Source organism: Lachnoclostridium phytofermentans, assembly GCF_000733755.1.
Taxonomy (GTDB): domain Bacteria; phylum Bacillota; class Clostridia; order Lachnospirales; family Lachnospiraceae; genus Lachnoclostridium; species Lachnoclostridium phytofermentans_A.
In genome coordinates, this window is sequence record NZ_JPOF01000006.1 from 294,368 (window position 1) to 310,438 (window position 16,071).

The 16,071-nt window shown below is 34.8% G+C and carries 14 protein-coding genes; 1 reads left to right on the forward strand and 13 read right to left on the reverse strand.

All coding sequences use genetic code 11. The annotated features are described in order from the left end of the window. Window positions 1-177: 177 nt before the first annotated feature. From CC92_RS0114725 to CC92_RS0114785, 13 genes are all read right to left on the reverse strand, one after another. Window positions 178-1,056 carry a pirin family protein gene (locus tag CC92_RS0114725; protein ID WP_029505065.1) on the reverse strand — a complete coding sequence of 293 codons (879 nt, stop codon included), beginning with the start codon at window positions 1,054-1,056 and terminating at the stop codon, window positions 178-180. A gap of 174 nt (window positions 1,057-1,230) precedes the next feature. After that, window positions 1,231-1,437: a hypothetical protein gene (locus CC92_RS0114730; protein WP_029505066.1), complete on the reverse strand. Its 207-nt coding sequence runs from the start codon at window positions 1,435-1,437 to the stop codon at window positions 1,231-1,233. A gap of 578 nt (window positions 1,438-2,015) precedes the next feature. Then, window positions 2,016-3,623, reverse strand: a complete 1,608-nt coding sequence (locus CC92_RS0114735) for a multicopper oxidase family protein (protein WP_051650923.1) — start codon at window positions 3,621-3,623, stop codon at window positions 2,016-2,018. A 173-nt stretch (window positions 3,624-3,796) separates the two neighbouring features. Beyond that, entirely contained in the window at window positions 3,797-4,120 is a 324-nt protein-coding gene (locus CC92_RS0114740; protein ID WP_029505068.1) for a GNAT family N-acetyltransferase, read from the reverse strand. A gap of 169 nt (window positions 4,121-4,289) precedes the next feature. After that, complete coding sequence (locus tag CC92_RS0114745; RefSeq protein WP_242841373.1) at window positions 4,290-4,553, reverse strand: (2Fe-2S)-binding protein; 264 nt, start codon at window positions 4,551-4,553, stop codon at window positions 4,290-4,292. A gap of 421 nt (window positions 4,554-4,974) precedes the next feature. Continuing rightward, entirely contained in the window at window positions 4,975-6,549 is a 1,575-nt protein-coding gene (locus CC92_RS0114750) for an IS1182 family transposase (RefSeq protein WP_029501606.1), read from the reverse strand. Window positions 6,550-6,720: 171 nt separating this feature from the next. Continuing rightward, window positions 6,721-7,302, reverse strand: a complete 582-nt coding sequence (locus tag CC92_RS0114755; RefSeq protein WP_029505070.1) for a 50S ribosomal protein L25 — start codon at window positions 7,300-7,302, stop codon at window positions 6,721-6,723. A 442-nt stretch (window positions 7,303-7,744) separates the two neighbouring features. Next, window positions 7,745-8,539, reverse strand: coding sequence for an ABC transporter ATP-binding protein (locus CC92_RS0114760; protein WP_029505071.1), 795 nt, complete (start codon window positions 8,537-8,539; stop codon window positions 7,745-7,747). Between the two features lies 1 nt (window position 8,540). After that, window positions 8,541-9,470: an ABC transporter permease gene (locus CC92_RS0114765; protein ID WP_029505072.1), complete on the reverse strand. Its 930-nt coding sequence runs from the start codon at window positions 9,468-9,470 to the stop codon at window positions 8,541-8,543. A 94-nt stretch (window positions 9,471-9,564) separates the two neighbouring features. Then, the gene (locus tag CC92_RS0114770) at window positions 9,565-10,533 is read right to left on the reverse strand and encodes an ABC transporter substrate-binding protein (RefSeq protein ID WP_029505073.1); all 969 of its coding nucleotides are present in this window, start codon (window positions 10,531-10,533) and stop codon (window positions 9,565-9,567) included. A gap of 241 nt (window positions 10,534-10,774) precedes the next feature. Further along, window positions 10,775-12,286: a catalase gene (locus tag CC92_RS0114775; protein WP_330372767.1), complete on the reverse strand. Its 1,512-nt coding sequence runs from the start codon at window positions 12,284-12,286 to the stop codon at window positions 10,775-10,777. Window positions 12,287-12,382: 96 nt separating this feature from the next. Further along, a complete protein-coding gene (locus CC92_RS0114780) occupies window positions 12,383-13,057 on the reverse strand; it encodes a hypothetical protein (protein WP_081841962.1) in 675 nt (224 codons plus the stop codon). 564 nt (window positions 13,058-13,621) lie between these two features. Beyond that, on the reverse strand, window positions 13,622-13,993 hold the full coding sequence (locus CC92_RS0114785) for an iron chaperone (RefSeq protein ID WP_029505076.1): 372 nt from the start codon (window positions 13,991-13,993) through the stop codon (window positions 13,622-13,624). Between the two features lie 421 nt (window positions 13,994-14,414). Between CC92_RS0114785 and CC92_RS0114790 the strand changes: the two genes are divergently transcribed. Further along, window positions 14,415-15,830, forward strand: a complete 1,416-nt coding sequence (locus CC92_RS0114790) for a PQQ-dependent sugar dehydrogenase (protein WP_029505077.1) — start codon at window positions 14,415-14,417, stop codon at window positions 15,828-15,830. Window positions 15,831-16,071: the final 241 nt, after the last annotated feature.

Sequence of the window (16,071 nt, forward strand, 5' to 3'; positions counted from 1 at the left end):
CATTATAACTAATATATAAAATCACTGCAAATAGATGATTCGATATTATATTATCTGAAAATACAAAAAAATCCAAAGAAAATCATCATCTAATAAAAGATAGTTTTTTCCTTTGGATTTTTATCATGTATACCGTCATTTTTCTTAAGACAGAGCTTGCGACTAAAAGGAAAACTATTAAAAATCAAAAGTTCCAAACTTTCCAAAGTTGAAGTCCTCGTTTGCTTGTCCTAATTCTTCTACCGTGTTCATTACAAATGGTCCCCCTACGGCAATTGGTTCATTGATTGGTTCACCACTCAAAACAAATATCTTAGCATTTTCGCTTTCTGCCTCAATATTTACAACCCCATCTTCATTTTTAAAGAGAACAAAATCCTTAGTCTTCCTAGATTCGCCATTTACTTTTATCTCTCCATCAAGAATCAGTATTCCCATGTTAAAGTTACCTGGTTCCTCTAATGTAACCTTACTATTATTAATAAGATCAATAATATAAATATTCATTGGGGAAAATGTTTTTGCCGGGCCCTTTGTTTTATTGAACATTCCGGCTACTACTGTAACCTTTCCTTGTTCATCGGGTAGCAATGCTTTCCCCATATCGTCATGGGTTATTGCTTGGTACCTTGGAGCAGTCATTTTGTCTTTCAGAGGTAGGTTTACCCATAATTGAATCATATGGAAAACTCCGCCCGTTTTACTAAACTCCTTTTCATGATATTCCTTATGCATTATTCCAGCTCCAGCAGTCATCCACTGTACATCTCCTGGATATATGATACCATGATTTCCTTTATTATCATGATGCTCCACAGCACCTTCAAAGGCAAATGTTACAGTTTCAAAGCCTCTGTGCGGATGTGGGCCCACACCCCTTGGTATATCACTTGGTGGAAATTCCACTGGTGCATTATAATCCATTAATATAAATGGTGTAAATCTCTCAAGTAAGTTTTTACCTGATGGAAAGTAATTACTAACCTGAAATCCATCCCCTACCCAATGGTTACGTGGTCCATCAACAACTAATTCAATTGGTCTTACTCTAGACATAGAATTCCTCCTATCTTCCGTATATATATTTCTATCCTAGTATTCATACTATTACTATTTAATGAAAACTTCATGATACCTCTATACTACCCTATACCACTTATAAAGTCAAAGCCTCTGCACGATTGCTTTAACAGCAGTGATACAAAGGCTTTGATTTTTATTCATGACTGTTTATTCCTGTTTTTCATCATCATTCTTATTCATAATCTTTGCAAATAAGATAAGTATCAGACCTATAACGACACTGGCAATTTCTGCATAAAGCTTATATTCACCTAAAATACTCAAAGCTTTAAATTCCAAATTCACCAATGATAATAGATATGAAATTATTCCTACTGTTAATAAAACTGAACCAACCGATTTTACCTTTTCCATACAACTATTCCCCCCTATTTATGTCATTTCTTAAATATTTCTTAATTATTATAGCAAATAAACATTTTTTAGTATACCTTATTTTTCTATATTTGTTATATTTTGTTTTTTTAATGTGCCTTATCTTTATATCATGCTATTTTTGTCATTTTTTGTTGTAGATTATCTTTATATTATGCTATTTTTATCATTTCTCTTTAAATCTGGTTCTTTCTTATCTATATTAAAAAATAAATATTGTTACAGAAACTCTTGTTACATCTCCATTCCTCTAGAATCACAGAGCTATATTTTATAGGTAGTAAAAATTTTTGACAATAAATATTCTCGATACGTGAGCTCTTTCATTTAGGTAGTAAATATTCTCAACTTACCTTATTCGCTACTTGGGCATGGTAGGTACTTTCACCTATTATTCCTTTTCTTGGCGCACTAAAAAAGCATTACCTATGATAATCTCCTAGTTAATGCTTTTATATAGACGCTAGTCTTCAACTTTTCTAATTCAGTAATAATAAATTAGGAACTCTTTTTCCCCAATAATTACTCTTATAACAACAACTTCGCCAAATACCACTTTAGTTCCTTTCTACAACAAGTGGCCTCATCATATCATTATCTTCATGCTCAAGTATATGACAATGCCATACATAATCCCCGGAGTGTTCTTTAAAATGCATAATAATGGTGGTTACCTGCCCAGGATCTGTTCTAACCACATCCTTTGGACCATTCTCATAAGCCAGAGGTGGGGTTAAATCTTCTAAATTAAACTTATAGTTTCCCTGTTCATCGAAATCATTGTCAGTAAATGGTTTTCTTCCTAATATCTCAAAGTGCACTAAATGAAGGTGAATTGGATGTGGAAAATTAAAATGATTTACAAGATGCCATATTTCAATACTATCAAATTGAGGCTTTTCTGTCGCTGGGTCGCTCCACGATCTATCATTTAGTAAATGTAGCGCTCTTTCGAAATTATCTGTTCTCTCTACTAAGTTTAATGTTCTTTCTCTTATCGCTAATTCAGGCTCAATCTTATGCATAGGTGTTAATTCGTGTGGTATCGTACTAGTATCAGGACATTTTAATTCTTTACATACTTTAAATTTCATTATGGTGTCCAAACCAGGACCAGGAGGCCCCTGCACGTTATTTTTAAGCAGTATTTCCTTTCCGTAATAATGCGTGAAATCAATTATTAAATCAATCCTTTCCGCAGGTTCTATGACAAATGAATTTAGTTCCACCGATTCGTGTAATAGACCTAATTCAGTACCAATCTGATGAAATACCTCTCCATTACTTAAACTTAAGTCATAGCCACGGACATTGGACGCATTTAATATTCTAAATCTGTATTTACGAGGTTCTACCTCTAAATACGGCCATATCTTACCATTTACAACAATGGTATTTCCAAAGAAAAAGGAAGGTGTAGATGGAACTGGATTTGGAACAGGAGGTGTTGCATTGTCTGGATAAAACAATGAGCCATCCGCATTGAACTGTTTATCTTGAATCATAATCGGAATTTCATAAGGTTCTTCTGGTAAATTAAGTCTTCTCTCTAGAAAATCACGTATGAGATAAAATCCGGCTAATCCAGAATAAACGTTTAAACGGGTCACTCCAATTGCATGATCATGATACCATAACGTTCCACCTGACTGATGATTTGTATACTCATATACTTCTTTGGTATATTTTTGACCAACAAACATATTATCTCTCGAAAACCACGCTTCTGGATGTCCATCACTATCTGCTTCTACATTAGCTCCGTGCAAGTGTACTACTGTTCTTACATCCGGAGTGTCTACTGTCCCATGGAGTGTATGATCTACCGGGAGTAAGTGCCTTAATGGTAATTTATTTTCCCATTTTACTTTTATTCGTATATCTTTTTGAACTTCTATTGTTGGACCAGGATAAGTTCCATTATATCCCCAAACCCTCGTTAACGGAAAGTCCCTGTGAAAGCTGTGCTTAGTTCCACACATTATAATGTTATACATTATTTCTTCACTGTTAGATTCGTTGCATTTGCACACTGGTTCTGCTTTTTCCGGTATTGGTAATTCATCAACAAATGGCGGAATACTATTAGGGTCTGACGGATTTACGTATGTCTTTTGTGGATCACCCTTTTGATTTTGTAAATCTCGCTTTGGATCACTCGTCATAAAATAACACCTCTCTTCTATAATATAAAATCATAATTATCTAGAATATAGTATGCTATTCTGTGTTGAATAGTGTCTTTTTATGTCGAAATTGTATGCAAAGAGCTTACAAAATCAAAGATAAATTGGATTTCTTGTATAAAGTATTCTATACTCCTATTTTTGCAATAAGATTAATGCTCACTATTAATTTTACAAGCTGCTGCCTGAGTTCTCATCTCAATGGCAATGATATCTTTATATAATTCTTCATTTTTTCTAAACCAGCTATTTGCATAAGAGCAGGAAGCTGTTGCTTTTAGTTTCTTTTCTCTTAGGTAATCAACAACTGCTAGCATAGTCTTATCCGCCACTCCTTGTCCTCTGTATTCAGGACTTACATAGACATGCTCAATATCAATAGTGTTTTCATCCACCTTGGTAAAATCAACTTTGGAGATTACCTCACCATTATTGTCTAAACTAAAAATCTGGTTTTCCTTATAGCTCCAATTCATAATTTCTTCCTTTCAAATTTAACTTTCAATATATAACTTTCAATTTTTACCTTCCTATTCTATCTTTCACTATTAAACTACAAACTTTTCAACTTTTACTTTTTAACTTCACACTTTTAAATTTCACTTTTCAATTTTTACTTTTTACAATTTAACCTAAAATTTCAACCTATATTTCATCCTTCATTTCCTGTTTGCACTCTTCTATCAATGACAAAATTTTAGGTGTACATCGCCTTCCGCCGCAACTACCGCTCCCTGCTGAAGTTGCTTTCTGAACTTTTTCCAAGGTATCAGCGCCTTCTTTGATTATCTTTTTCATGGTACTTTTACTGATTGCTTTACAAATGCAAACTTTCGTGTATTTATCTATAATCTCTTGATTTTCTTCTGACATAGCAGTTATTTTCTCCTTAATTAATAATAGAATCATCTTGTTACCATCTATTTATGCATCATCATTAATTAATACGAATTTGGCAACAGATTTCTTTACTTACACTGAATACTATAGTTCTTTCATTGTCCTATGTCAACTGTAGAGAGCCTACGTCACATTCCAACAAGTTAGCCTACGTCACATTCCTCTTTATGTTAGGAACGGAAATTAACTAATCATCTTATACTCCTATTGTGAAATAAGTTGCTTCAGTAAGCTGTCGCACTTATTAACAAGAAAAAGAACGCTTCGCGAACATTTCCTTGTCCTGAATAAAAATAAAGAAGGGGCTGTGAAAAAAGCCCCTAACACAGAGACGTCGGTTTAACCGACGTCTCTAGTTGTTTTTAATCTAAATCAACACTCTAAAAAAGAGCATAAATCCCCCTACCCCATAGAATCAGCATTTTGGATTTTATGCTGATTTTTGAAGTCGCATCTTTTTATTATGATATTTATATAGATTTTGTCCGATAGAAACTAAAAAAATCTCTAATCGTACAGAATTGATTCCTCTTCTGACAATTCTTTTATAGTTTCGATCATTTTTCATGATTCCAAATGTTCCTTCTGCTTGAATGGATCGATTCATTCTTAAAAGTGCACCATGTATACTTTCAAGATTTTCAATCACTTCCTGATGCATCGCTGTCAGTTCTTGATTGATTCTTATAGTACGATTATTCTCTGTTTTCTTGCATTGAGCTGTATATGGACAGTTGCTGCAGTCTTCGCAGACATAGATTTCTTCCTGACGTCCGTATTCATTTCCACGTACTGCTCTTCGGTGAGAAAAAATAAATCTCTTTTCATTTGGACATATCATGTATCCTTCCGAATTAAATCTGAAATTGACAGCTCTGAACGGATCATTATGGTATTTTTTATCTTCGGTTTCCTTCTTGAACATAGTGAATTTCATGTATTTTTCCATACCATGCTGTTCACAGTAAATATAGTTATTATATGAACCATATCCGGCATCCGCAGTTGGATATTTCGGGTAAAATCCATATGTCTTTTTGAATTGCTCCATGAGTGGTACAAAACAGTCCATGTCTGAACGATACTGGTTAACGTCAACAACTGCTATATATTCATCAGCTACCCCAACCTGTACATTGTATGCCGGAAGTAACTGATCATTTCCCATGTAATCCGTTTTTATCCTCATAAATGTGGCGGAATGATCTGTTTTGGAATAACTGTTACGTGCAGGGCCACAGATATTCACCTTTTCTATGTATTCCTCCAGCTTTGAGGCATACTCTAAAAGCTTCTCATACTGCCTCTGCTGACAGGTTTTTCGATGTCCCTTTCCATAAACAAAATCGGATCTATCAACGTTCCAAACCTTGGCATACTGATCAGCTATTTCACGTAGCTGTTCAGGTGCATACTCTACGTTTGCTTCTATTTTAAGCCCTGACCATTCAAGGTCTGTATTGATTTCATGAAAAAGGGCAGTTATCTTTTCAAACAGTCGGTATCTGGATTTCTCAGTAGCTTTTTTCCATACCCAGCTGTACTTATTCGCATTTGCTTCAAATTTTGAACCGTCTATGTAAAGGTGGTTGAGGTCTACATTTTCCTGTTCAAAAATCTTTTTATTGATATCGTTGAAAATATCTTCAATGGAGTCACCTAAAACATCATTGATGAAATAGGAAAAAGTCCTGTAGGAAGGTCTTTCGTTATCAATTAAATACATGAATCTGATATTTACTCTGCAGTTATCTTCCAGTTCTCTTAGTGACATGTAGCCCTGGGTCATAAATCCAAAAAGCACCGTTTTCAGCATGTTGACGGGATTATATCTGATGCGCCCAGTTTCATGTTCTGGTATGTTTCTCAGATACTTAGCTAAGTCAATTCCCTCCATGAATTCGTCAAATGTCAAAACCGGATCACAAATATCAAGAAAATCTGAAATAAACATTGGCAAAATGCCTTGTTTTGATTTAGAATAAGTTGTGGTTTGATTTTTCATTGCAGATAAATTTTACCACAAAAAGAGGATTTTTAACTCACTAACGTGAATTAAAAATCCTCTTTTCTAGTTAGGTGCTTTTTTCACAGCCCCTTCTTTATTTTCTTTTGTATTATTGACTTTGCTGCACTTTATGCAAATGTAATAGCAAAATATTCAGTTTTAAGCTTATTACTCACTTACAGTTACTTCTTGTTTACGAGTTCCTTTTACTGAAATTATTTTTAGTTCTGGGTCGTTATCAGAAGTGATTCCTTCTGGAAGTTTTAAGTCTTTTAACAATATGCTATCCCCTGACTCCATATTAGATACATCAATATCTATCTCATGAGGAATATCATGTGGTAAACCAATTACAGAGATGGTATCCACATGGCTATTAAGAAGTAATCGTTTTGACTCTAGAAACTCTGCTCCAATAATTCTGATTGCTACATTCTGTTTCGTTTCTTCCGAAAGTGATACCACTTGAAAATCTAAATGAGCTATTTCATTCAAAATTGGAGCAACCTGGATATCTTTTGTCATAACGGTATATGCTTCCTTATTTGGAGCTACAAGCTTAAACACAGCATTTCTTCCGTATTCTTTCAATGTTTTTTTAAACTCATCTTTCTTAACAGCTATTGAAATGGATTCAACTCCTCTACCAAAAATATTACCTGGTAAATATCCGTTCTTTCTTAATAACTTATTCGCTCCCTTGCTAGTACTAGTCCTCGTTTCAATGTTCATAATCGCGGTTTCTTGCATGCTAAAAAGCCTCCTTAATTATATTATATTGTAATTATCATAACAAAAGCCATTTAGACTTTTAAATGAATATCAAATTTAATAAATACTGGATGATTAATCGAGTTTACGTATTCAGATTTTTTTTATAGTTTAAATAAAAAAACTAAATATAAAATATAAATATCATATCATGATATTATATTTCGATTTTTAAATATGTAATTCTTAGTTCTAAGTCTTATTTTTACACATATTTATGCATCACATTATTTCGTAAATACTACAATGTATCAATTATACTATATTTCTGCTTTTTGTCAAGTTGAGTATTTTATTTTCAGACTTTTTATAAAAAAGTCTGTGCATTAATACTTGAATAGTAATTTTGCAAAGACTTTTCCTATGAACCGAAACTCACATAAAAAAAGCTCTAGAACATTACTGCTCTAGAGCTTCCTTATTATCCTAAAATAGCGGAATCATTCGTAAATTCTTCCCCACTAGCTTCTTCAAATTTATGAAGAAGATCTTCTACTGTAAGCTTTTTCTTCTCTTCTCCTCTAATATCTAAAATGATTTTTCCATCCTTTAACATAATCAAGCGGTTACCATGCAGAATGGCATCCTTCATATTATGAGTAATCATTAAGGTAGTTAGATTATTACGCTTCACCATCAACTCAGTCGTTTCTAAAACTTTAGCTGCGGTTTTTGGATCCAAGGCTGCGGTATGTTCATCCAGAAGAAGGAGTTTTGGCTTCTGCATTGTCGCCATAAGTAAGGTTAATGCTTGCCTTTGTCCTCCAGATAGTAGTCCTACTTTAGAGGTTAGACGATCTTCAAGTCCAAGGTCTAGTATTTTTAATAATTCTTTGTATTCTTCTCGTTCGGATTTTCTAATGCCGACTTTTAAGGTACGAGATTTTCCACGACGCTTTGCAAGGGCAAGATTTTCTTCAATTCCCATCGAGGCCGCTGTACCTGTCATTGGATCCTGAAACACTCTTCCTAAATATTTCGCACGTTTATGTTCCGGTAACTTGGTTACATCCACTCCATCGATAAGAATCTTTCCCTCGTCTACAAGCCAGGTTCCAGCAATTGCATTCAGTAAAGTTGATTTACCAGCACCATTTCCACCAATTACTGTAACAAAATCCCCATCGTCCATCGTTAGGGAGAGTCCATTGAGGGCACACTTTTCGTTCACTGTGCCTGGATTAAATGTTTTATAGATATCAAGTATTTCTAGCAAGCTATTTCCCTCCCCTTCTCACTGGTTTTGTCCAATAGGTCTTTTTCAAATATGGAATTGAAAGGAAGATGGCTACCACTGCTGCGGTAAAAAGCTTTAATAAGTCTGTATCTACCCCAATCATGATAACAAACTGCAAAACTAAATAATAGATAATAGATCCGAAAGCAACCGCTAATAGACGGAGTGCAAAATTGCGGAACACTTTTCCTAAGATTGCTTCTCCAATGATAACAGCAGCTAAACCTATTACAATGGCACCACGTCCCATATTAACATCGGCAAAGCCTTGATACTGTACTAAAAGTGCACTGGACAAAGCCACTAAGCCATTAGAAATCATTAATCCAAGGACTTTATTTCTATTTGTATTAATCCCTTGTGCACGTGCCATGTTCCCATTACACCCTGTAGCTCTTAAGGAACATCCAAGTTCTGTTCCAAAGAACCAATATAAAAGTGCAATTAATATGATAATCAACACTGCAATAAAGAATATCGTATTTCGAAGAAGTGGTACATCTCTAACATATCTAAGTGAAACAAGTAGATCATATTTATCTACACTAATAGACTGATTTGCCCTCGTCATAATTTTTAAGTTTACGGAATATAATGCAATTTGAGTCAGGATACCTGATAATATGGCTGGAATCCCTAGAAGGGTATGTAAAATCCCTGTTACAAAGCCTGTCAGCATGCCTGCTACAACGGATGCTATTAATGCAACCCATGGATTGTGACCAGCTAACATCATCATTATACAAACGGCTCCTCCGGTGCACATACTACCATCTACCGTTAAATCAGCAATATCTAATATTCGGTATGTAATAAAAACACCTATCCCCATAATCCCCCAGATAAGTCCTTGAGCAACATTACCTGGCAGAGCGTTGATGAATGTCATTATGAATGCCATTATGTCCATTTATCTCTATCCTCCGATATTTTCGTACTTTTAGTAATAACATGAAATTGATTCAATGATCTATTTGTTATCCTGTGTACTCATTTCTGTAAAATTATCTTTTGATTTCTTCATAACCCTCTGGAATTGTTATCCCTAGTTCATCACAAATCGTTTTGTTATATTTCTTTGCAACATTTTCCACATAAGTAATTGGCATCTTGGAGATATCTTCACCTTTTAGTACTTTCGCTGCCATCTTACCAGTTTCCACTCCAAGGTCATAGTAGCTAATACTTAACGTTGCTACACCACAGCCCGCTGCAATTCCTTCTTCTCCTGCAATCACTGGTACTTTCGCTGGTCGGCAGATGTTATCAATAATTCCGGTATTGGATGCCACCGTATTATCGGTTGGTACATAGATAACGTCAGATTCGCCTGCTGCACTAGTAGCAACTGCTGCTAAATCATTGGAATCAGAAAATGCATAGTTTTTACATTCATAACCTAGTTCTTCTAAATATCCTTTCATTGTATCAACTTGGTACTGAGAATTTGGTTCCCCAGAACAATAGAGTAATCCAACTTTTTTTGCATCTGGTAATAATTCTTTTACCATCTGTGCTTGTTGATCTAAAGGAGCAAGATCCGAAGTACCTGAAATGTTATTTCCCACTGTACCGTTGAAATTATCTATTCCTAAAGCAACACCATATTCCGTAATTGAGGTTCCTAGAATAGGTATTTTATTTGTACCTGCTGCACTTGCTTGTAAGGCAGCTGTTGCATTTGCAAGGATTAAATCCACATCGCTAGAGACAAAACTATTAATAATAGTTGGGCAAGTATATGGATCTCCTTGAGCATTTTGTTCATCAAACGTTACGCTATCACCCAATTCTTCTTTTAATTGATCCATGAATCCTTTCGTAGCTGCATCAAGCGCTTCATGCTGTACTAACTGACAAATCCCCACTCTGTATGTTTTACTTCCATTACTTGCAGTATTTTTTGTTCCACAAGCGGCCAATCCTATTGCCATTGCTGATACGACAAGTATTGACAATAATCTCTTTTTCATAAATGATATCCTCCTATGCTATTAGCTGTTTATTACTATATCACTTTAAAGCACTAAGGTCAATAATTTCTATCAGTTTTATCGAGATTTCAGTAGGAATAACTATTATATTCTTAATACGATTCGAAAGATTTCTTAACACCAAACAAGTAAAAGCACGCTTCGCGTACTTTTACTTGTCATGAACAAAAAAGCCGCTCTATAAAAGAACGACTTTTTTATCATGAAATTCTAATTATGATTATGGATTTAATGTTGCCTCAATCAATCCATTGTTGTCTAGTTTGGATAACTCTTTTACTCTTTCAAGATCAAGACCCATAGCTTTCGTAATCCTCTCTCCGTATTCCTTATCAGCTAAGTAACAGTGTACTGCATGACGATATTTTACATTGTCTGTGACAGAAGCGATATCAGCAGCTGTATTTTCTATTAATAGCTTACGTTTATCTTCTGTCATTAAGCGATAGAGTTCTCCTCCTGCACGGAAATTATCATCAGAAGGATCGTCCTTTGGATCAAATCGATACATAGCACCTTCCAGGTCAAGCGGTGGTTCTGCAGCATCTGGCTGAGGTGACCAATATCCTTCACTATTTGGTGAGTATGCGGGCATCCTGCCATAGTTTCCATCTACTCGCATTGCACCATCTCGGTGATATTCGTTGACTTCACATTTTGCCCTGTTTACTGGGATATGATTGTGATTGACACCAAGTCTGTATCTTTGTGCATCTCCATAAGCAAACAATCTTCCCTGTAAAAATCGATCTGGAGAAAATCCAATTCCCGGAACAACATGTGCTGGTGTAAAGGCTGATTGTTCTACTTCTGCAAAATAGTTTTCAGGATTACGGTTAAGTTCAAGAACACCTACCTCTATCAATGGAAATTCTTTATGACGCCAAATTTTTGTTATATCAAAAGGATTTTCATAATGATTCTTTGCTTGCTCTTCTGTCATAATCTGAACATACATCGTCCATCTTGGATAATCGCCACGCTCAATTGACTCAAAAAGATCTCTGCCATGACTTTCTCGATCTCGTCCACATACTTCAGATGCTTCTTGATTGGTAAGATTTTTAATACCTTGCTGTGTTAGGAAGTGAAATTTGCACCAAACACGTTCATTCTTATCATTATAGAAAGAAAAGGTATGCTCTCCGAAAAAGTGCATATTACGGAATGATGCTGGTATTCCCCTATCTGACATCACAATTGTTCTTTGGTGGAAACTCTCAGGCAGTAATGTCCAGAAATCCCAATTATTTTGTGCTGAACGCATACCAGTTCTTGGATCACGTTTTACTGCGCGGTTAAGATCCGAGAAATTATGTACATCACGAATAAAAAAAGTAGGAGTATTGTTTCCAACTAGATCCCAGTTACCTTCTTCTGTATAAAATTTTACTGCAACGCCACGAATGTCACGCTCCGCATCTGCAGCACCACGTTCGCCTGCGACCGTAGAAAAACGAATGAAAAGATCTGTTTTTGTACCAGGTTGAAGAACCTTGGCTTTCGTATACTTAGAGATGTCACCAGTTACTTTTAAATTTCCATACGCGCCCCAGCCTTTCGCATGCATACGACGCTCTGGGATCACTTCCCGATTAAAATGCGCCATTTTCTCCAATAGCCATACATCCTGCATAACAACGGGTCCTCTAGGACCAGCAGTTATAGAATTCTCATTGTCTGGTATTGGTGCACCTACTTCATTTGTTAATTTCTTGCCATCGTACATCATAATACCTCCTTCAATTTGGTGTTGTTTTACCATGCAAAAGTTCTGCATTTTATGAATTACAGCACGCCAATCACAGTGATTGGGCTGCTTTCATACTCAAGTGATAGAAAATCCCATTAATACAATAGCTGCATAAGCGCAGCTTTTTGGAAGCATAAGCATACCAACTTTAGAATTTTTGCTAGAATATAGAACTACTGGTGTATAACAAATAAAACTGATAAGAATCGCAAGCCATAGAAATGATAAACTTCCTCCATTTAATAAGGCACCAATCAGATAGATTATCATAACTGTCATACCTAATATGAAAAATGGTATGTTTCGAATGATTGCCCATTTTAATGGTGGATTTTTATCTGTCCAGTTATTTTGAGGAAGAAAACATAACGCAACTCGAAGTATTGCAGATCCATAGATAAGTAAGGGTAGGAGGGGATTCACTTTTATATCATAGTGTATTTTACCAATTTCCCACAAAAAAAGATAAAATAAAGTCATTGTAATCGAGGTGATAAATTTACCAATACCTAAAGAAACCGTATGATTACGATTGTTTTTATCTGCCATCGCATAAATTCTTGGAATAAGATGAAAGGAGTCTCCCACTCCTAATACAAAAGACATAAGCGCGAATTGCCATCGAAGACTTCCAATTTCAGCAGTCTTATATAGTAGCACTGCAGTAATCAGAACTGTAAAGAGATAAGATATATCAAATATTATTTCTACCAACTTCATCACTTTTTTCTTTGCATTAATCTGTATCATAAGTTGTCCTCCAGTGAATACTTCTCTTTTTGTGTATTTAGGGCATATGACAGTAATCATAAACAAAAGAAAATTTATTTCATAGACATTCCAATTAAATAATAAATAAAGGATAGATATCCGTCATTATCTGATTATGTCGAAATTTATAGTACTATAGACTGTTTTCTATTTACAATTCTAACAAAATGTACCATATCAGTCAATCGTCTGATTTCTAATTTATTGATTATTTTTCTCAATAAGCTGATTTATTACCATATAAAGGAGCTAACTTACTTTTGTGAACTTTTCCTTATACCAAAAGTGGTTACTTAATCGACTCAATATCAACATGAATATAAAAGTAGTATTCCTACAAAAAAAGTGCCTTGGCATGGATTTCATAGTCCATACAAGACACATTTAGCACTTTTAAGCGAATCTTTTGTCACATCAGCTTTTGATTTATTTCTTATTAGAACTTTAACGATGTATTCCACTGCACCATTTTTTAACCTAAAACCGCATAGGTATCAAGAATGCTCAATTTGCTTTACCTTTTAAAAAAAGGCCTCGTTTGCTCTACTTTCTCCAAAAAGTAGAGCATTCTGCTTTATCCAGCAGATTAAACTCTATTATTTTCTCAAGCAGAGAATACTCTACCTCACTATCCCAGGGTATACGTATCAATTCCTTGCTATAATCATATCCCGCTTCTACAATTTCATCTGCAAAATGATTTATCACTACTCGTTCAGGGGCAACAGCAATGTGATGCTTTGATATACTAAATCCAATAATATAGGTTCCGTGATCTGTAAACATGGGCTGATTCCATGCAATTTTGGGTATCAAATTTGTGTATCGACTCATGACCCAACCTAAAATTTCTTCCACTCTAGCGCGATGTTGTGGATTGTCAATACGAGCTAAATATTCATCAAAAACTTCCATGTGCTTTCCTCCTAAAATATGATAAGTAAATATAAATCACTCAAGATTTAAATATAGGTTATCCAGTAGATAGATAGAAATATCTCAGTTAATAAATTTCATTTCATTTAACATTCTAAGAAACATAGTAATTTATTATTACTTTTATGGAGTATATTGTCAACAAGTATTCCTTTCTTCAATCTAATGCTAATAAAAAGCCCTTAAGCTTTTTGATCTTGGGCTTGCTTTCACACTTTATTTTAAGGATTTTCGTAATTAAAAGATTTTGCTATTCCGTTATGTATGTGAAAAATCAATGATTGGACGTATTCTCGATTCGACACAGTGGTATGCATAACCTTTTACCACCAGTTGGTATAATGGTACTTTTTTATTCATATTATTTTAAAGAAACCAATAGGAAATAGGAAGAAGTTTAATGAAAAAAGTTAATGTTCATTTACGCCCCATGGTGGATAAGATAAATTTACCCACTGTTTTAAAAACCACAGTACTTCCAGGGAGCTCATTGGAAAGATTATTTTTTGCCACTCAGATAGGCGAGATTTTTTATTTAGGAAACGGAGTGATAGAAACTTTTTTAGATATTCGGTCGCGTGTACTTGAGCTAGGTGCTTCTACTGGTGGATATGATGAGCGAGGATTGTTGGGTCTAGCGTTCCATCCTGAATTTAAAAACAACGGCCTTTTTTATCTTCATTATTCAGTAGCGGGGACACAAGGTCCTGGTGCTCTTCCTAGTTCATATCAACCTAATCCGTGCAAACCGGATACTTTAAATTTAAAATGGTTAAATAGAGAAACTCAATATGATCATATTGATACTGTGGAAGAATGGGCTTTACTATCGAATGGTCAGCCTCAAAAACGGCGTACATTACTTAATATAAAGAGACCATTCTTAAATCATAATGGTGTTAATAGCTTGAACTTTTCTCCAGAAACAGGAAATCTTATTTTAACTACTGGTGATGGAGGATCCGGTTATGATCCATTCAACTTAAGCCAGGACGATAGGGAAATCGCCGGTAAGATAATCGAAATTGATGTAGATAGAAATACACTTTTCGATAATACCACCATTGCTACTCGTTTTAACGAACTACCTGAACCAATTCAAGAAGTACTAACCGTAATTGCGAAAGGTGTCCGCAATATGTCAGGAATCTCATTTCAAAAGTTTTATGATCAGTATATCAAATATGTAGGAAATGTCGGACAGGATCTGGTAGAGACGATATTTACCTTCGACCAATACAAATCTGTACCGGTTACTGAACTTATTCAAGCAGAAGTAATGAAAACTGAACCTGACCTCGAAGGCTTTATCAACCTTGGCTGGCGAGGATGGGAAGGTACATTTCCTACTTCTATTATAGATAACTGCTCTACTAATCCAGCTTTTGATGAGAAAATAATTGCCTATTACGATGAGGCAGTGAAAACATCCACCCTACGTCTACAGCCTTTGACCTGCTATTATCACAAAGATTCTCGTCCTGATAAGTTTGGAGCAACTGCACTTACAGGAGTTCAACCCTATATAGGAAATCAAATATCTGATTTAACTGGTAATATTGTGTTTATCGATCTAGCACGTAATGAAGATTCTCCGCCTCCACATAGAGGGGTTTTAGCTTATACCAACCCTCGCTCAGATTGTAAAGTGAATGATTTTAGTATTATTAACACTGACTATAATTTTGGCTCTCAATCGTCTTATTATGTTAGTTTGGGCACAAATTTAGATCAAACCAAGTTATATTTAGGAGTTTATAGTTCTATGAATGTCACTAATTATAATCAAGGTACTATTTTTGAAATTACTTCGTAATTGTTCTATCTAACTTAGGGTTTGATAAATTTAATTATTTCATAATTAAAATCTTTAAGATAGGACTATAGAGAAATCTTATTGATTAGTGTATTAGACAATAAAATAAAAGAAGGGTACAAACATTTTTACCAATTCTAGTGGTCTCGTATTATAATACAAATAATAAAAATAGATAAGTATCCTTATCATACTAGTTTGATTTTATGTAACTATATTTTTACTGAAGGTATGTTTATAA